This window comes from Microbacterium sp. PF5, assembly GCF_004794315.1.
In the GTDB taxonomy this organism is placed as follows: Bacteria; Actinomycetota; Actinomycetes; order Actinomycetales; family Microbacteriaceae; genus Microbacterium; species Microbacterium sufflavum.
The window spans coordinates 39879-57201 of the sequence record NZ_SSDQ01000063.1; the positions used below are offsets into that span (position 1 = coordinate 39879).

The following is a 17323-nucleotide window of genomic DNA, read 5'->3' on the forward strand; positions in this document are numbered from 1 at the left end:
ATGCTCGAGCTCACCGTGATCTCGCCTGTCCTGCTGTGGACCGCGATCGCGATCTATGCGGCCGCCTTCGTGGCGTACGCCTTCGATCTCGCGCGCCGCTCCCAGGCCTCCGCCGACGCCGTCTCCGTGCGGGAGGGCGAACTGGTGGCGGCGGGCGGCGTCCGTGGCGCGGCATCCCCCGCGACCGGGGCCCCGGCCGCGACCGCTGCCCCGCAGCGCTTCGTGATGGCGCGCATCGGCACGTCGCTCACGGTGCTCGGGTTCGTGTTCCACCTCGCGGCCACCGTGACCCGCAGCATCGCCGCCGGCCGGGTGCCGTGGGCCAACCTGTACGAGTTCGCGATGGTCGGCACGCTGCTCATCATCGCGGTGTACCTCGTGGTGCTCACGCGCCTCGATCTGCGCTTCCTCGGCACGTTCATCACGGGGCTCGTGGTGGTGCTCCTCGGGCTGGGGGCGACGAACTTCTACGTCGAGGTCTCGCCGCTGATGGACCCGCTCAAGAGCGTGTGGCTCATCATCCACGTGTTCGTGGCGTCGCTGGCGACCGCGTTCTTCGCGCTGGCGTTCGCGCTGTCGGTGATCCAGCTGATGCAGTCCCGCCGCGAGCGTCTGCTCGGCGAGGGCGCCGCCAAGACGGGACCGGGCTTCCTGCGCACGTTCCCGACCGCGGAGCGCCTGGAGAGCCTGGCGTACATGTTCTCGATCATCGGCTTCATCCTGTGGACGTTCACCCTCATCGCCGGGTCGATCTGGGCGTACTACGCGTGGAGCCGCTTCTGGGGCTTCGACGTGAAGGAGACCTGGACGTTCGTGATCTGGGTGCTCTACGCGGGCTACATCCACGCGCGGGCGACGCGCGGGTGGCGCGGCAACCCCTCGGCGTGGCTGTCGATCGTCGGCTTCACCGCGGTGATCTTCAACTTCACGATCGTCAATGTGTTCTTCAAGGGCCTGCACGCCTACTCCGGCCTGAGCTGATCCGCTGCCCCCGGGCAACGCCAGGTCTCAGCCGCCGAGCGGCAGGACCTCGGCGTGCTCGGTGCCGCGGTCGTACCAGACCAGTTCGGCCTCGGTGATGGTCTCGGTGACAGCGGGCTCGAAGACGCGGGACTCGGCCTCGGCGAATCGTCTCCACTCGGCCGGGTCGAGAGTCTTGCCGTAGATCACCGAAAGGTGGAAGGTCCAGTCCTCCAGCGGCAGCTCGCCCAGCCGGCGGAAGTCCGTCTCGTCCAGCGCGGTCGTCAGGGTCGAGTACGCCGAGACGAGTGACGCGGTGCGGGCGAGACGCACGATCAGGATCTGCCATGGAGCGGAGAACTCGTCCGTGGCCTCGGCTCTGACCTCGATCGGGGTCTGCTGCGACGCCCAGGTGCGGATCAGCGCCGCGAGCTCGTCGCGCCGATCGGGCTCGGCGAATCCACGCAGAGTGACGTGACCGGTGTGCGGGCGCCGGATCGGGGCGGCGAGGCGAGCGAGTGACGCGTCCTGGACATTCCGATAGGTCTCGGCGACCGCGGCGGTGGGGCGCAGCACGACGTACTGCTGCCCTTCCAGGCCGGCGAGCTGTTCGGGGGTGTCCATGAACGGTCGACGCATGGCAGGAGCCTAGGGGAGTCAGGCGGGGGCGAGGACCGCGGTCGCCGTGGTGGTGCGGCGGACCGCGACCACCACGGTCGTGGCGACGAGCGACAGCACGCCCCACACGATGAGCGCGGCCACCGCCGGGCCGCTCGCGGAGATCAGGCCCGTGAACGCGGGAGCCGTCGGCAGGGCGGCACCGATCGCGGCGAGCCAGTCGGGCACGGTCGAGATGAGGCCGGTCGCGACCGCGAGCACGCCCACGAGCGCGGCGATCCAGCGCCCGATCCCGCCGAACACGGCCACGAGCGCCTGGTTCACGGCGGCGAACGCGACCCCGGCGAGCACGGCCGTGCCGGCGAAGGCCCACCACTGGGCGGCGTCGTAGCTCGCCACGGTCTGCACGATGAGCGACACCAGCAGACCCTGCGCGGCGCCGATGGCCGCGGCGGGCCAGAACCCGCGCAGGGCCAGAGCCGCGGAGGAGCGGCGGGAGGTGAGGGTGCGGGCGGTGTGGGCGCGCAGCACCAGGAACGACGCCAGGCCGCCGAACCACAGCACGACCGCGGTGAGCAGCGGGATCGCGGTCGGGCCGAAGATCGCGTTCTCCGGGGCGTCCGCCGCGACCGGGTCGGCGATCACCGACGCGAGCGAGGTGGACTCGTCGTCGCTGAACGAGGGGAGCGAGTCGGCCGCGGTGCGCAGGCCGCCCGCGAGATCGCCCGTGCCGGTGGCGAGCGTGTCGAGGCCGGCGACGAGCTCGGTGGAACCCTCCGCGAGCTGGTTCGCGCCGTCCGTGAGCTGGGTCGCGCCGGTCGCCAGAGCCCGTGCCCCGGCCGCCGAGGGGCCGATGCCCTCGCTGGCGAGCTGGGTCAGGCCGTCCGCGAGCTGGGTCGCCCCGGTCCCGGCCTGCCCCATGCTCGATGCGAGGGTGCCGAGGGTGCCGGGGAGCGCCGCCACGCCGCCCGACACCTCCGGGCTGGTGAGGATGCCCGCCGCGGTGCCCGCCGACCGCGCCACCGACCCGGCCTGGGTCGCGAGCGCGGTGAGCTGGTCGCACTGCGCCTGGTCGGTCACGGGCGGCGTGCACGCGCTCGCCGCGAGGGCGCCGAGGCTCTGGGCGAGCGCCGCTGCGTCGGTGCCGGCCGTCTGCGCCGACCCGGCGGCGGACTGGATCCCGCCGACGAGCTGCTGCGTCGGGGCGACACTGGCCTGGAGCTGCGCGGCACCCGCGGTGAGTCCGCTGCCGATCTGCCCCGCGCCGGCCGCGGCCTCGCGCGTCTTGCCCGCGATCGTGTCGAGCCCCGACGCGAGCGAGGAGGCGCCGGTGCCGAGCTGTGCAGCGCCGGAGGCGAGCTGTGTCGCGCCGTCGGGGATCTCCGCCGCCCCGGTGGCGGCGTCGCGGGCGCCCGTCGCGAGCTGGAGTGCACCGTCGGCAGCGTCGCCGATCTGGTCGCCGATCGTGGTGAAGCCCACGAGGATGTTCTCGGTGGTGGCCTCCGACAGCATGGTGCCGAGGGTCGACGCGGCGACGTTCGCGATCTGGCTCGTGATGAGGTCGTCGGCGACGAGACCGTCGTCGGGGGTGGTGACGCGGATCGTCGCCTGCTCTGCATCGCCGCCGCCGTCCGCCACGGCCTGCCCGCCCGAGGTCGCGGCGGCCGAGAAGTCCTCGGGGATCGTGATGACGGCCTGGTACGAGCCGTCCGCGAGCCCGTCGGCCGCATCCTCCTCGTTCGAGATGACCCACGTGAGGTTCGAGTCGAGGTCGTCGGAGCCCTCGACCAGCCCGGAGGCGAGCTGTCGTCCGAGCGGGGTGACCTGCCCGTCGATCTCGACCGGCTCGTCGAGGTTCACGATCGCGGCGGTCATCGACTCCAGCCGCTCCGTGGGGTTGTACAGCGCGGCCATGAGGATGCCGCCGATCGCGGCGGGCAGCAGCAGCACGCCGAGGATCGTCAGCCACGTGATGGGCTTGCGGGAGCGCGCGCGCTCGAGGGGGAGGGTCATGCGGTCACCTCGGTGGTGTCGGCGGCGGCCCGGTGCGGGTCGCGGAGGTCCAGGGTGTCGGCGGACGACCATCCGGCGTCCGCGAGGAGGGAGCGCGCCGCGGTCGCGTCGACCGCGGTGGCGAACACGGCGAGGGGGCGGCGGGCCGCGGTGTCGCGCAGTCGGGCCGCGAGCTGATCCCGGGCGGCGCCGTCGAGTCGGTCGATGCCGTCGAGCACCACGAGCTCGGTGCGTCCGCGCAGCGCCTCGGCGAGGTCGGGGGCCGACGCGTCCTGGTCGTCCACGAGCACGCAGCCGACGTGGGCACGCACCCACGCGGCGCGACCGGGGAGCAGGTGCCCCGCCACACGCAGGCGACCCTCGCCCGGCGGCACCCGTCCGGCGATCGTGAGGGCGAGCACCCGCAGCGTGGCGGCGTCGAGCCCGGTGGCCACCACCGCGCTCCCCGGTGCGAGGCGCAGCGACAGGCCGTCGAGCGCGGCGATGTCGCCGCCCACCGTCAGGTCGTCGGCTGCCACGACGGAGCCGTCGCCGGGCCACGCGGCGAGGTGTCGTTCGCGTTCCACCGCCTCGCCCTCGATGTCCACGCTCGGCAGGATGCGCTCGAGCCAGGCCGGGATCTCCCACGCGCGCTCGCCGAGGATCGCCATGAGCGCGGGGATCAGGGTCATCCGCACCAGGAACGCGTCGATCGCGATGCCGGCCGCGAGCCCGAGCGCGATGGGCTTGAGCGACGAGTCGCCCTCGGGCACGAACGCCACGAACACCGCGAACATGATGAGTCCGGCGGCCGTGACGACCTTCGCGGAGCCGGAGAAGCCGCTCCGCACGGCGCGCAGCGCGGCCGCGCGACGGGTCGCCCGGTCCGGGCTCTTCGCGTCGGGGTCGTGCACGAAGTCCTCCCTAATGCGCGAGACGAGGAACACCTGGTAGTCCATCGCGAGGCCGAACAGCACGCCCATCAGGATGATCGGCATGAAGCTGATGATGGGGCCGACCTTCGCGACGTGCAGGGCGTCGGCGAACCAGCCCCACTCGAACACGGCACCCACCACGCCGAACGCGGCCACGATCGACAGCAGGTAACCGGCGGCCGCGGTGATCGGCACCCAGAGCGAGCGGAACACGATCGTGAGGAGGATGAGCGACAGGCCGATCACGAAGATGCCGAACGGCAGCAGGGCGGCTCCGAGCTGGTCGGAGATGTCGATGCCGACCGCCGTGAAGCCGGTGACCTTCAGGTCGATGCCGAACTCGTCGAGCCATTCGTCGTGGTGGCTGCGCAGCTCGCGCACGAGGTCGGCGGTGGCGGGGTCGTCGGGCGCCGTCTCCGGGATGATCTGCACGATGCCGGTGTCGGCGGTCTCGTTGGGGGTGGCGAGCGCGACCTCCTTGACCCCCGGGACCTCGGCGACCGCGTCGCCCAGGTCCTCCATCAGACCGAGCGGATCGGTGGAGGTGACAATGGTGCCGGTGAGGATGAGCGGGCCGTTGAACCCGGGACCGAACTGTTCGCCCACGAGGTCGTAGGTCTGCCGCGCTTCGGAGTCCTTCGGCAGCACGCCCGCGTTCGGCAGCGCGAGGTCGAGGCTGAGTGCCGGGACGGCGACGACGCCGAGACCGAGCACGATCGCGAGGGACACGAGGATCGGGCGTCGGGTGACGCCGGCGACCCAGCGGCGGCTGCCCCGAGGGCGGGGTTCGGCCGGGGGCGCCTCGGCGCCGTCGGCGGCCTCCGACGCCGCGCGGGCCGTGGCCGCCCTGACCTTCTTCGTCTTCCGCGACGTCTTCGCCCGGGGCTTCTTCGGGCGCCCGGCGACGCGGTGGCCGAGGAAGCCGAGCAGGGCGGGCGTGAGGGTCACGGCGATCGCGACGGCCACCGCGACCGCGACCGAGGCGGCGATGCCCATCGTGGTGAGGAAGGGGATCCCGGCGAAGCCGAGGCCGATCAGCGCGATGAGCACGGTGACGCCGGCGAACACGACGGCGGAACCGGCGGTGCCGACGGCGCGCGCGGTGGACTCCTCGGGGTCGACGCCATCGCGCACCTGATCCTGATGCCGCGCGACGATGAAGAGCGCGTAGTCGATGCCGACGGCGAGCCCGAGCATGAGCGCGAGCAGCGGCGTGGTGGACGAGACGGTGGCGAACGCGGTCGCGGTGAAGATGCCCGCCATGGAGATGCCGACGCCGAGGATCGCGGTGAGCAGCGGCAGCCCGGCGACCACGAACGAGCGGAACGTGACGATGAGCACGAGCAGGGCGATCAGCAGACCCACGGCCTCGGTGAGCGTGACGCCCGGGATGGAGATCGCGAACAGGTCGCCGCCGAGCGACGTCTGGGCGCCATCGGGCAGCTCGGCGCCGAGGTCAGCGACCACGGCGCGCAGGGCGTCCTTCGTCTCGTCGGACACGTCGGTGGACTCGCCGTCGAACTGCACGCGCACGATCGCCGCCGTGTCGTCGTCGTTGATCATGCCGTCGACCATCTCGTCGTACGGCGAGGTCGCCGCCAGCACCTGGTCGAGATCGCCGAGGGCGGACACGGCGTCGTCGATGGGCTCGCGGTACGCGTCGTCGTCGATGCTGTCGCCGTCGGCGGCGACCACGATGAACTGCGCGTTGGTGCCGCTCACCTGCGGGAAGGAGCGGGACAGCTGCTCCAGGCCCGCCTGCGACTCCGTGCCGGGGATGGAGAACGTGTTGTCCGTGCCCGCACCGAGCACGACGGCACCCGCGCCGGCGATGCCGAGGGCGAGGAGCCAGGAGACCAGCACGCGCCAGGGGTGCCGGAACGACCAGCGTCCGAGGGACGACAGGAGTGTGGACACGGGTTCTCCTCGGTGGGGGTGAGCTGGATACACAGGTGTATCCAATACATAGATGTATCGTAAGGTGATCCGGCATCGCGATTCTGTGTGCCGGGTGTGAACACGAGGCGAATCGCACCGGGAGGGAACGCATGGCGGCAACGGCCACGCGCAGCCGTGAGAACACGAGGGCGCGCCTGCTCGACGCGGCGGCGCAGGTGTTCGCCGAGGTGGGCCTGGAGGGGGCGTCGGTCGAGGCGGTCTGCGAGCGCGCGGGCTTCACGCGCGGTGCGTTCTACTCCAACTTCGACTCCAAGGACGAGCTGTTCCTGATGCTCGCCGCGCGGGTGGCCGATGCACGCGTGGCCGCCGTGCGCACGCGCGTCGAGCAGATGCGCGCGGAGGGCGAGCTCGGCGACGGGTGCGACCCGACCGACCTCGTGCAGCAGATCATGGAGCTCGGCAGCGACGACCGGCTTGGCGTGATGCTCATGAGCGAGATCCGCATCCGCGCGCTGCGCGATCCCGCGTTCGGTGAGGCCTATCTGGCGCAGGAGCGCGAGATGGTCGGCAGCATCGCCCGGATCGTGGAGGACATCGTCGAGGCCGGGTCGCTGCGGCTGCGCCTGCCCGCGACCGACGCCGCGCGCATGCTCATGATCATCTGGGAGGGCATGACCGTGCGCGGAGCGATGGCCGGCCGCGACGACGCCGAGCTGCGCCACTCCGGCGGCGAGGAGCTCGGTCGCCTCGTGGAACTGCTCGTCGAGTCCTAGCCCGGGTTCCGCGTCGCGAGCTCGTGGTGGCAGCGGGCCAGGCGGGCCAGCCACCACTCGCGCCGCTCGTCCGCCGCGGCCAGGCGCGTGAGTGCATCCGCGTCCGGGGTGACGCGCCCGACCGGGATCGCGCCGTCGACCGGGCGGAGGTCGGCCACGTCGTCGAGGAACAGCGAGCCCGTGCCGAGGCCGCAGTCGAAGCCGAGTGAGGGCAGCGCGGCCGCCAGTGCGGCGCCCTGTGACAGACCGACCGCGGTGTCGAGCGCGCTGGACACGACCGCCGGGAGTCCCGCTGCCGTCACGATCTGCAGCGCGTGGGTGACGCCTCTCAGCGGCTGCGCCTTGATCACGACGATGTCCGCGGCCCCGGCGCGGGCGACGGCGAGGGGGTCGTCCGACTTGCGGATGCTCTCGTCGGCGGCCACCGGGATGCCCATGTACTTCACGCGGGTGCGCAGTTCGGCCAGCTCGGGCACGGTCGCGCACGGCTGCTCGACGTACTCCAGGTCGTACTCCGCCAGGGCGTGCACCGCGTGCTCGGCCTCGTCCACGTTCCACAGCCCGTTGGCGTCGATGCGGACGCGCCCCTCCGGTCCCATGGCCTCGCGGACGGCGCGGACCCGGGCGACGTCATCGGCCAGCAGCTGTCCCGGCTCGGCGACCTTGACCTTCGCGGTGCGGCACCCGGGGAAGCGGGCGAGCACCTCCGGCACGCGGCCGGGCTCGACCGCGGGCACCGTCGCGTTCACGCCGATGCGATCGCGCACGGGGGCCGGTTGCGCGCGCCAGGCGTAGTCGATCGCGGCGGCGAGCCACGTGGCGGCCTCGGCGTCGTCGTACTCCACGAACGGCGAGAACTCGGCCCACCCCTCCGGCCCCTCGAACAGCAGCGCCTCGCGGGTGTCGACGCCGCGGAACCGGGTGTGCATCGGGAGGGCGACGACCCTGGCCGTGTCGAGCAGTTCTGCGAGCGGAGGGATCATGCCCTCATTCTGCGCCACGGGCCGCGCGGGGACGGATCCACGCGCCGACGACCCGGAGCGTACGCCGCACGAACACGTGCCATTGACAATGGTGTGTGACGCACAGTAATGTGATCGACATGAACGAGACGCTCGACACGCACCTGCAGGAACTGCGCCGCGGCACCGTGGTGCTGGCCTGCCTGCAGCTGCTCCGCACGGCGGGCTACGGCTACGGGCTGCTGGAAGAGCTCGAGCGCCGCGGCTTCGCGACCGACGCGAACACGCTGTACCCCCTGCTCCGCCGGCTGGAGAAGCAGGAGTACCTCACGAGCGAGTGGAACACCGACGAGGCACGGCCGCGCAAGTTCTACCGCACCTCGGAGGCCGGCATGCGCCTGGCCGACACCCTCACCGACGAATGGCGCGCGCTCACCGCCGCGATCGCCTCCCTCACCACCGAGGAGAACTGACATGACCGCCACTCTCACCGAGCGCTACATCAGCGCGACGATCCGCAGTCTGCCGCCCGAGACGCAGGGCGACGTGCGTGCCGAGCTCGAGGCGTCCATCGCCGACGCCGTCGAGGCCCGCATCGACCTGGGGGAGGACCCGCAGGAGGCCGAGCGCGCCGCGCTGACGGCGCTGGGGGATCCCGGAGCCCTCGCCGCGGGATACGCCGACCGCCCGCTGCACCTGATCGGCCCGCGGTACTACCTCGCCTGGTGGCGGCTGCTGAAGCTGCTGCTGATGATCGTGCCGGTCTGCGCGCTCGGCGGCGTGGCGCTCGGACAGACGATCGCGGGAGCCCCGGTCGGCGAGGTGATCTCCAGCGCCGTCCTGGCCACCGGGGGCACCATCCTGCACGTCTGCTTCTGGACCACGCTCGTGTTCGTCATCCTGGAACGGTCGGGCACCGACGCCGGGATGAAGTGGGACGTCGACCAGCTGCCCGAGGCGTCGGACGACGGCGTCGGCCGCAACGAGCTGATCGCCTCGCTCGTGTTCCTCGGGCTCGCGGTGGGCGCCCTGCTCTGGGATCGGTTCCGCGGCTTCGTGGTGGTCGACGGCGAGGCACTGCCCATCCTCGACCCCGGTCTGTGGCCGTGGGGGATCGGTGTGCTGTTCCTCCTCATCGTCGCCGAGGCCGTGTTCGCGATCGTCGTCTACCGTCGCCGCGGGTGGAGCACCGCGCTCGCCGTGGTGAACACGGTCCTCGCCGTGGCCTTCCTCGCCTGGACCCTGACCCTGCTCCTCACCGGCGACCTGGTGAACCCGGACTTCCTCGCGCACATCGTCGCGGCGGGCGGCGACGGATTCGCCGCCGGTGACGCCGAGGCCGCCGACGAGGGCGGGATCTTCCGCATCCTCGCCGTGCTGCTCGGATTCGGCATCGCACTGGGCGTCGGCTGGGACATCGTCGACGGCTGGCGCAAGGCACGCCGACAGGGGCGTTGACCAGGGAGTGCACCCACCCGGACCGGGTGGGTGCACTCCGCGTCGCTCGGAGGCGGGGAATAGGCTGGGAGACGTGACCGATGCCTTCGTCTCCGACCTGTTCGACCCGTCCGAATGGGTGCTCGCGCCCGGCGCCGAGGACTACACCGACATCACCGCGCACGTGTCGCGCGACGGCGGTGTCGCCCGCATCGCGTTCGACCGGCCCGAGGTGCGCAACGCGTTCCGGCCACACACGGTCGACGAGCTGTACCGCGCCCTCGACATCGCCCGGCAGGACGCCCGCATCGGCGCGGTGCTCCTCACCGGCAACGGCCCGAGCCCGAAGGACGGCGGCTGGGCGTTCTGCTCCGGCGGTGACCAGCGCATCCGCGGCCGCGACGGCTACAAGTACTCCGACTCCGAGACCGCCCTGGTCGACGGGCAGTCGCGTGCGGCCGTCGGGCGCCTGCACATCCTGGAGGTGCAGCGCCTGATCCGCTTCATGCCGAAGGTGGTCATCGCGGTCGTGCCCGGATGGGCGGCCGGCGGAGGACACTCGCTGCACGTCGTGTGCGACCTCACGATCGCGTCGGCCGAAGAGGCGCGGTTCAAGCAGACCGACGCCGACGTGGGGAGCTTCGACGCCGGCTACGGCTCCGCGTACATGGCGCGCCAGACCGGGCAGAAGTTCGCGCGCGAGGTGTTCTTCCTCGCCGAGGAGTACTCCGCGCAGCGGGCGTACGAGGCGGGCGCTGTGAACCGTGTGGTGCCGCACGCCGAGCTGGAGCGCGAGGCGCTGAAGATGGCGCGCACCGTGCTCACCAAGTCGCCCACCGCGATCCGCATGCTGAAGTTCGCGTTCAATGCGGTCGACGACGGGCTGGTGGGCCAGCAGGTGTTCGCGGGAGAGGCCACCCGTCTCGCCTATGGCACCGACGAGGCGGTCGAGGGTCGCGACTCGTTCCTGGAGAAGCGCGCGCCCGACTGGTCCTCCTTCCCCTGGCACTACTGACCGAGCACATCCCGGAGGCACGCATGACCGCCCTGATCCCGACCGACGCGGAAGACACGGGACAGCTGCGGGACGCACTCCAGCGGGCGCTCGACGGCGGCCCGGCGCTCGGCTTCGGCATGCTGGGCGGCGCTCCGGAGCACGTGGCGGACGGCATAGCGGCGGTCATCGCGACCTCGGGGTCGAGCGGCATCCCCAAGCGCGTGGCCCTGAGCGCGGAGGCGCTGCGGGCGAGCGCCGAGGCCACGGCCGCGCGCATCGGCGAGGGGCGGTGGCTGCTCGCGCTCCCGGCCGGTTACGTCGCCGGACTCCAGGTCATGGTGCGCTCGCTCCTCGCCGGGACGGAGCCGCGGCAGATCGAGGGACGCTTCTCCCCGGTGTCGTTTGCCGAGGCGACGCTGGCCATGCTGCGCCCGGCGGGTGCGGCGGGTGTTCCCGAGCTGTACACCTCGCTCGTGCCCGCCCAGATCGCCACGCTGCTCGACGCGGCGGAGGACACCGCCGTGCGCGCGGCACTGCAGGCGTACCGGGCGATCCTCGTGGGCGGGCAGGCGCTGCCGGAGCCGCTCAGGGAGCGCGCGGGCGACCTGGGCGTGCGGATCGTGCGCACCTACGGCTCGACCGAGACCAGCGGCGGCTGCGTGTACGACGGCGTGCCGCTCGACACGGTCGCGGTGCGGGTGGTCGACGGCGAGCTCCGCATCGCCGGACCCATGCTCGCGGAGGGCTACCTGGGCGACGGCTCGCTCACGGCTCGCACCTTCCTGCACGACGAGCACGGCATCCGGTGGTACCGCACGGGCGACCTCGGCCTCGTGGAGGACGGGGTCGTGCGCGTGCACGGCCGGGCGGACAACGTGATCGTGTCGGGCGGGATCAACATCTCGCTGGACAGGGTGGAGGGCATCGTGCGGCGCGTGCCGGGGCTGCACGAGGCGGTGGTGGTGCCGGTGCCGGACGAGCGCTGGGGTGAGGCGTCGGTGATCGTCGCGCCGCGGGGCGAGGTGCTGCGGCGCAGCGAGGCGGAACAGCTGGGGCAGGCGCGCGAGGCGGTGGCGGCCGAGATCGGCGCGCACGCCCGTCCCTCGCGTCTCGTCCTGGTCGACGAGCTCGCGGTGCTGTCGTCGGGGAAGCCCGACCGCGAGGCGATCCGCCGGTCGGTCGCGGAACTGCACTGAGGCGTCGCCCGCCCGCGGTCCTGCCAGACTGGGGCGCATGGCCACGTACACGCACGGACACCACGAATCCGTCCTCCGCTCGCACAACGTGCGCGACATCGCCAACTCGGCCGCGTACCTCCGCCCGCACCTCACCGCGCAGACGCGACTGCTCGACGTCGGGGCGGGTCCCGGCAGCATCACGGTCGACTTCGCCGGGGCGGTCGCACACGTCACCGCGACCGAGATCGACGAGTCGGCGCTGTCGCTCTCGCGCGACCTGGCGGCGCAGCGCGGCCTCGACAACCTCTCCTTCTCGGTGGAGGACGTGCACGCGCTGAGCTTCGCCGACGACACGTTCGACGTGGTGCACGCGCATCAGGTGCTGCAGCACGTGGCCGATCCGGTGCAGGCGCTGCGGGAGATGCGGCGTGTGACCGTGCCGGGCGGCCTCGTCGCCGCGCGCGATGCCGACTACGCGGGCTTCCTGTGGTTCCCGGTGCTGCCGGAGCTCGACCGGTGGCTCGACCTCTACCGCCGGGCCGCGCGTGCGAACGGGGGCGAGCCGGACGCGGGGCGGCGGCTGCTGGCGTGGGCCCGCGCGGCGGGCTTCGGCGAGGTCACCGCGACCGCGTCCACGTGGTGCTACGCGACCCCGGAGGAGCGCGACTGGTGGGGCGGCATGTGGGCCGACCGCATCCTGGAGTCCGCCCTCGCCCGGCAGCTCGTGGACGAGGGCCTGGCGACCCCGGCCGACCTGCGCGACATCAGCGAGGCGTGGCGGCGGTGGGCGGGCGACGGCGACGGCTGGTTCCTCGTGCCGCACGGCGAGATCCTCGCGCGGGCGTGAGCGGCGGATACATCGGCAGACGGATGTCTCGCCCGGCGTGCTCGCGTAGCGTGGGGGAGTGATCCGGCCGCTCTCCCGCACGGCGCTCATCCTCGACATCGTCGGGGCGGTGCTGCTGTTCGTCATCTTCACTCCGATGTCGGTGGTGTTCTACGCGCCGCCGGTCACCGGAGAGCCGGTCGCGGGCGCCGCGGTGGCGGCGGTGGTCGTCGCCGGGCTCCTGATGTTCGGCGCGGTGGCGATCGGCCGGCTGTCTCCCGGGCTGGCGCTCGTGGGCGCCTGGGCCGGCGCGATCGTCCAGATGCTCGCCGGCTTCGGGCCGCTGCCGATCGACCTCGCGATCCTGCTGGCGCTGTACGCCACGTCGGCCTGGGGGTCGCGCCGCGTGCTGTGGTGGGGCCTCGGCTCGGTGATCGTCGGCGGCGTGATCGCGGCGCTCTACATGGTGTTCGTCAGCGGGGTCGCGTTCGGCACCGGCACCGGGTGGGAGCTCGTGACGGGCGGCACGCTGCTGCTCGCGGCATCCATCATGGCCCTCGGCTTCGCGTGGGTGTGCGGTCTGCTGTGGCGCGTGGTGCTGCGGTCGCGGCGCACCAGGGCGGCGCAGCTGCAGGCCGAGGCGCTCGCGGCGGAGGAGCAGGAGCGCGTGCGCATCGCCCGCGACATGCACGACATCGTGGCGCACTCGCTCGCGGTCGTGATCGCGCAGGCCGACGGGGCCCGGTACGCCGCGGCCGTGAAGCCCGAGATGGCGACCGAGGCCCTCGGCACGATCGCCCAGACGGCCCGCGGTGCGTTGAGCGACGTGCGGATGCTGCTCACCCAGCTGCGGCACCGCCAGGGCGACGGTCCGCAGCCCACCCTCGCCGATCTGGAGACGCTGTTCGCGCAGGTGCGCCAGGCAGGTATCGAGCCGCGCGTCACGGTCGACCCGATGCCGCCGGGGGAGCCGCCGGGGGCGATCCAGCTCGCGGTCTACCGCATCCTGCAGGAGGCCCTGACGAACGCGATCCGGCACGGCGACGGGGCGGTCGACGTGCACCTGGCCTGGCTCCCCGACCGCGTGGACATCCAGGTGCGCAACACGGTGGCGGCCGACGCCCCGCCGTCCGCACCGGGCGGGCACGGACTGATCGGGATGCGGGAGCGCGCGCAGCTGGTCGGCGGTAGTCTGCACACCGAGCGCCGTGGTGCGCAGTTCGTCGTCCAGAGCAGCCTGCCGATCGGAGCCTCCCAGTGATCAGAGTCGTGCTCGTCGACGACCAGGCCCTGTTCCGCGCCGGGATCCGCATGCTGGTGGCCTCGCAGCCCGACCTCGAGGTCGTGGGGGAGGCGGGCGACGGCAGGGAGGCGCTCGCGGTGGTCGCCACGACGCGGCCCGACGTGGTGCTGATGGACATCCGGATGCCGGTGATGGACGGCCTGACCGCGACCGCGGAGATCCTCGCCCGGCCGGAGCCTCCGCGGATCGTGATGCTCACCACGTTCGACCTCGACGAGGCCGCGGCCCGCGCGATCCGGCAGGGCGCGAGCGGCTTCCTCCTCAAAGACGCCGATCCGGAGTTCCTGCTCGCGGCGATCCGCACGGTGCACGCGGGGTCCAGCGTGATCGCGGCGTCGGCGACCCGCGAGCTGTTCGCGCACTTCGCCGAGGCGCCCCGCCCCGTCCCGCCGCAGTACGGCGAGCTGACCGAGCGCGAGCGGGAGATCTTCGCGCTCGCCGCGCGGGGTCTGTCGAACGCGGAGATCGCGGCGCGGGAGTTCCTGAGCGAGGCGACCGTGAAGACACACATCAGCCGGATCCTCACGAAGCTGGCGCTGCGCGACCGCGTGCAGCTGGTGGTGTTCGCTTTCGAGCACGGTCTGGCCTGAGCGCGACCGCGTCCTCCGCGAGATCATCCTTCCGATGTATCGGGATGCTCCCGATGGCCGACGCGGTGCCCTGGACGGCGGAAATAGCGTCGAGGACATGGAGATCACGACCAGCGACCTCGGGCTCGCCGCCCGCGTCCAGCACCTGAAGAAGACCTACGGCTCCGGTGAGGGCACGGTCCACGCGCTCGACGACGTGAGCGTCGGCATCCGCCGCGGCCAGTTCACCGCGATCATGGGGCCGTCCGGCTCCGGCAAGTCCACGCTCATGCACATCATGGCCGGGCTCGACAGCCCCACCGAGGGCCGGGCGTGGATCGGCGACACCGAGATCACGGGGCTGAGCGACCTCGACCTCACGCTGCTCCGCCGCCGCCGCGTCGGCTTCATCTTCCAGGCGTTCAACCTGGTGCCCACGCTCGACGCCCTCGGCAACATCCTGCTGCCGTTCGAGCTCGACGGTCGCCGGCCGAGCGCGATCGAGCGGGCCCGCATCGACGGCCTCATCGACACCCTCGGTCTCGGGCCGCGCCTCGGGCACCGTCCCCACCAGCTGTCGGGCGGCCAGCAGCAGCGCGTCGCGATCGCCAGGGCGCTCGCCACGGCCCCCGACCTCGTGTTCGCCGATGAGCCCACCGGCAACCTCGACTCGAAGACCGGCCGGGAGGTGCTGCGCCTGCTCGCCTCCGCGAGCCGCGAGCACGGCCAGTCCATCGCGATGGTCACGCACGACGCGATCGCCGCGAGCCATGCCGACCGGGTGCTGTACCTGGGCGACGGTCGCATCGTCGCCGACCACCCCCGCCAGACCGCCGAGCAGATCTCCGCGTACATGCTGGCCGCCGAGGTGACGGCATGACCGCCGTCGCGACCGTCGTCCCGGAGACCAGGGCGACCGGTCCTCGCCTGGGCTGGCTGCGCGACCGCGGCATGGGTGCGAGCATCCTGGTCGCGGCGCTGTCCGCCGCCTTCGGCGTCTTCCTCGTCGAGATCACCGCCTACATCGGCGCGGTGCTCCAGTCCGACCCGTTCATCGGCGACAGCGGCACCCTCGCCGTCGTCGTCGCGATCCTCTCGGTGCTGCTCACGGCGGTGGCGATGTACGTGGCCGCGATCGTCACGGCCAACACGTTCTCGACCATCATCGCCGGCCGCACCCGTCAGATCGCCCTGCTGCGCCTGATCGGTGCCACCGCGCGCTCGCAGCGCGGACAGGTCGGACGACAGGGACTCATGGTGGGTCTGCTCGGTGCCGCCATCGGGCTCCTCGCCGGTCTCGCGCTCTCCGCGGCGGCCGTCGAGATCGGGGGACGGTTCGTCGCCAACGCCCCGACGGACTTCTCACTCGCGCAGCCCGCGCTCGCACTCCCGGCGATCGGCGTCGCGCTCACGACGTGGGCGGCCGCGTGGGTGGGGTCGCGCCGCGTGCTCGCGGTCACGCCGCTGCAGGCGCTCGGCGGAGCGGTCGAGCGCACGCACGATGAGGTCTCGGGCCGGACGGGGCGCCACGTGGGGGCGTGGGTGCTGCTGATCTCGGGTGCCGCGCTGCTCGCGGGCGGCGTGATCCTCGGGCTCGTGACCCCACTCGGCGTGGTCGTGGCGTTCTTCGGCGGCATCCTGTCGTTCACCGGGCTCGCGCTCGGGTCGGTGCTGTTCATGCCGCCCGTGCTGCGGCTCGTCGGTCGCCTGTTCGGATCGAGCGCAACCGCACGGCTCGCGGCCGAGAACGCCCTCCGCTACCCGGAGCGCTCGTCGCGCATGGCGATCGGCGTCGTGATGGGCGTGACCCTCGTGACCATGTTCGCCGTGGCCCTCGAGTCCGCCAAGCGCCTCATGATGAGCCAGACCACCGAGGAGATCCCGCCGGAGTTCTTCGCGCCGTTCGACGCCTTCGCGGCCATCATGATGGTGCTCGTGGCGGTGTCGGCGGTGATCGCCGCGGTCGGCCTGGTCAACCTGCTCACGATCGGGGTCGTGCAGCGTCGGCGTGAGCTGGGGCTGCTCCGGTCGATCGGCCTCTCCAACGGACAGGTGCGCCGCTTGGTGCTGCTGGAGGCGACGCACATCACGGTCGCCGCGACCCTCACCGGGCTCGTGCTCGGCGTGGCCTACGGCTGGATCGCGGCGCAGTCGCTGCTCGGCTCGGTGCCCACGCTGCCGGAGTTCACCCCGGCCGGCCTCGTCGCCCCGCAGGTGCCGTGGCTGCCGGTCGTGATCATCGTCGCGGCGACCGCGGTCCTCACGCTCGTGGCGGCCGCGACGCCCACGCGCCTCGCGACGCGCGTGGCACCGGTCGAGGCGCTCGCCGCGGACTGACGCCCCTAGGCTGGACGGGTGCCGTCGCCGTTCGATCAGTCCACGTATCAGGTCCGCCTCGACTGGGGGGTCGCCGGGCTCCGGCGGCTCGCGCCGTCCGACGTGATCGTGGTGGTCGACGTGCTGCGGTTCTCGTCCGTCGTGGCGGAGGCTGTCGCGGAGGGCGCCGAGGTCCCGCTGGCCGGAGCGCTCGAGTGGTCGCGCAACGGGGCGGCGGTCGCGGCCGCTGCTCCGGCCGAGGCCACGGTGCTGCTCGGCTCGCTGCGCAACGCCCGGGCCGTGGCCGCAGCGGTGCAGGCGGAGCAGGAGCGTCGTCAGGGCCGCACCTCGGTCGCGATCATCCCGGCGGGAGAGCTCGACGAGGCAGGGGAGCTGCGCTTCGCCGCGGAGGACCTGCTGGGGGCCGGCGCGATCGCGGCGGCGCTCACCGACCGCGGCATCGACCACACGGCACCCGATGCGGCCGTCGCGGCCGAGGGTTTCCGCGCGCTGCGGCGGGAGCGGATCATCGCCTGCGTGAACGAGGCCCCCTCGAGC

Annotated in this window: 16 protein-coding genes; 12 read left to right on the forward strand and 4 right to left on the reverse strand. The window is 72.7% G+C overall.

From position 1 onward, the window contains the following. Positions 1–981, forward strand: a complete 981-nt coding sequence (ccsB, locus tag DW297_RS04395; RefSeq protein WP_136029750.1) for a c-type cytochrome biogenesis protein CcsB — start codon at positions 1–3, stop codon at positions 979–981. A 27-nt stretch (positions 982–1008) separates the two neighbouring features. On the opposite strand, the gene DW297_RS04400 is transcribed toward ccsB, so the two are convergent. Genes DW297_RS04400 through DW297_RS04410 form a run of 3 tightly spaced genes read right to left on the reverse strand, consistent with a single transcriptional unit; the run spans position 1009 to position 6422 of the window. After that, complete coding sequence (locus DW297_RS04400; RefSeq protein ID WP_240744516.1) at positions 1009–1599, reverse strand: 2'-5' RNA ligase family protein; 591 nt, start codon at positions 1597–1599, stop codon at positions 1009–1011. A gap of 18 nt (positions 1600–1617) precedes the next feature. Next, a complete protein-coding gene (locus tag DW297_RS04405; RefSeq protein ID WP_136029751.1) occupies positions 1618–3591 on the reverse strand; it encodes a YhgE/Pip family protein in 1974 nt (657 codons plus the stop codon). Beyond that, positions 3588–6422: an efflux RND transporter permease subunit gene (locus DW297_RS04410; protein WP_136029754.1), complete on the reverse strand. Its 2835-nt coding sequence runs from the start codon at positions 6420–6422 to the stop codon at positions 3588–3590. The genes DW297_RS04405 and DW297_RS04410 overlap by 4 nt, the downstream gene beginning before the upstream one ends. A 131-nt stretch (positions 6423–6553) precedes the next feature. On the opposite strand from DW297_RS04410, the gene DW297_RS04415 reads away from it, so the two are divergent. Next, on the forward strand, positions 6554–7177 hold the full coding sequence (locus DW297_RS04415) for a TetR/AcrR family transcriptional regulator (protein WP_136029756.1): 624 nt from the start codon (positions 6554–6556) through the stop codon (positions 7175–7177). Here DW297_RS04415 and DW297_RS04420 read toward each other — a convergent pair. Beyond that, positions 7174–8160: an o-succinylbenzoate synthase gene (locus DW297_RS04420; RefSeq protein ID WP_136029758.1), complete on the reverse strand. Its 987-nt coding sequence runs from the start codon at positions 8158–8160 to the stop codon at positions 7174–7176. The two genes, DW297_RS04415 and DW297_RS04420, sit on opposite strands and share 4 nt — an antisense overlap. A gap of 119 nt (positions 8161–8279) precedes the next feature. Between DW297_RS04420 and DW297_RS04425 the strand changes: the two genes are divergently transcribed. The 10 genes from DW297_RS04425 to DW297_RS04470 all read left to right on the forward strand — a co-directional run. Then, positions 8280–8612 (forward strand): PadR family transcriptional regulator, encoded by a 333-nt coding sequence (locus DW297_RS04425; protein ID WP_136029762.1) that lies wholly within the window; start codon positions 8280–8282, stop codon positions 8610–8612. Between the two features lies 1 nt (position 8613). Continuing rightward, positions 8614–9597 carry a permease prefix domain 1-containing protein gene (locus DW297_RS04430; protein ID WP_136029764.1) on the forward strand — a complete coding sequence of 328 codons (984 nt, stop codon included), beginning with the start codon at positions 8614–8616 and terminating at the stop codon, positions 9595–9597. A gap of 73 nt (positions 9598–9670) precedes the next feature. Next, on the forward strand, positions 9671–10591 hold the full coding sequence (locus DW297_RS04435; RefSeq protein WP_136029765.1) for a 1,4-dihydroxy-2-naphthoyl-CoA synthase: 921 nt from the start codon (positions 9671–9673) through the stop codon (positions 10589–10591). A gap of 23 nt (positions 10592–10614) precedes the next feature. After that, positions 10615–11769, forward strand: coding sequence for an AMP-binding protein (locus DW297_RS04440; protein ID WP_205814424.1), 1155 nt, complete (start codon positions 10615–10617; stop codon positions 11767–11769). A gap of 37 nt (positions 11770–11806) precedes the next feature. After that, the gene (locus tag DW297_RS04445; RefSeq protein ID WP_136029767.1) at positions 11807–12598 is read left to right on the forward strand and encodes a class I SAM-dependent methyltransferase; all 792 of its coding nucleotides are present in this window, start codon (positions 11807–11809) and stop codon (positions 12596–12598) included. 58 nt (positions 12599–12656) lie between these two features. Next, positions 12657–13838: a sensor histidine kinase gene (locus tag DW297_RS04450; RefSeq protein ID WP_136029769.1), complete on the forward strand. Its 1182-nt coding sequence runs from the start codon at positions 12657–12659 to the stop codon at positions 13836–13838. Beyond that, the gene (locus tag DW297_RS04455; RefSeq protein ID WP_136029771.1) at positions 13835–14470 is read left to right on the forward strand and encodes a response regulator; all 636 of its coding nucleotides are present in this window, start codon (positions 13835–13837) and stop codon (positions 14468–14470) included. Before DW297_RS04450 ends, DW297_RS04455 begins: the two co-directional genes overlap by 4 nt. Positions 14471–14567: 97 nt before the next feature. Next, entirely contained in the window at positions 14568–15329 is a 762-nt protein-coding gene (locus tag DW297_RS04460) for an ABC transporter ATP-binding protein (protein WP_136029774.1), read from the forward strand. Then, positions 15326–16786: an ABC transporter permease gene (locus tag DW297_RS04465; protein WP_136029776.1), complete on the forward strand. Its 1461-nt coding sequence runs from the start codon at positions 15326–15328 to the stop codon at positions 16784–16786. Before DW297_RS04460 ends, DW297_RS04465 begins: the two co-directional genes overlap by 4 nt. Before the next feature lie 18 nt (positions 16787–16804). Beyond that, positions 16805–17323: 2-phosphosulfolactate phosphatase (locus tag DW297_RS04470; protein ID WP_136029778.1), on the forward strand; the 519-nt coding region annotated here is incomplete at its 3' end.

What these genes read in the sequence shown, in the direction of transcription:
- DW297_RS04420 (WP_136029758.1), bottom strand. Translation starts at nt 8,160, where the DNA reads ATGATCCCTCCGCTCGCAGAACTGCTCGACACGGCCAGGGTCGTCGCC.
- ccsB (WP_136029750.1), top strand. Translation starts at nt 1, where the DNA reads ATGCTCGAGCTCACCGTGATCTCGCCTGTCCTGCTGTGGACCGCGATC.
- DW297_RS04465 (WP_136029776.1), top strand. Translation starts at nt 15,326, where the DNA reads ATGACCGCCGTCGCGACCGTCGTCCCGGAGACCAGGGCGACCGGTCCT.
- DW297_RS04400 (WP_240744516.1), bottom strand. Translation starts at nt 1,599, where the DNA reads ATGCGTCGACCGTTCATGGACACCCCCGAACAGCTCGCCGGCCTGGAA.
- DW297_RS04445 (WP_136029767.1), top strand. Translation starts at nt 11,807, where the DNA reads ATGGCCACGTACACGCACGGACACCACGAATCCGTCCTCCGCTCGCAC.
- DW297_RS04405 (WP_136029751.1), bottom strand. Translation starts at nt 3,591, where the DNA reads ATGACCCTCCCCCTCGAGCGCGCGCGCTCCCGCAAGCCCATCACGTGG.
- DW297_RS04415 (WP_136029756.1), top strand. Translation starts at nt 6,554, where the DNA reads ATGGCGGCAACGGCCACGCGCAGCCGTGAGAACACGAGGGCGCGCCTG.
- DW297_RS04460 (WP_136029774.1), top strand. Translation starts at nt 14,568, where the DNA reads ATGGAGATCACGACCAGCGACCTCGGGCTCGCCGCCCGCGTCCAGCAC.
- DW297_RS04440 (WP_205814424.1), top strand. Translation starts at nt 10,615, where the DNA reads ATGACCGCCCTGATCCCGACCGACGCGGAAGACACGGGACAGCTGCGG.
- DW297_RS04430 (WP_136029764.1), top strand. Translation starts at nt 8,614, where the DNA reads ATGACCGCCACTCTCACCGAGCGCTACATCAGCGCGACGATCCGCAGT.
- DW297_RS04425 (WP_136029762.1), top strand. Translation starts at nt 8,280, where the DNA reads ATGAACGAGACGCTCGACACGCACCTGCAGGAACTGCGCCGCGGCACC.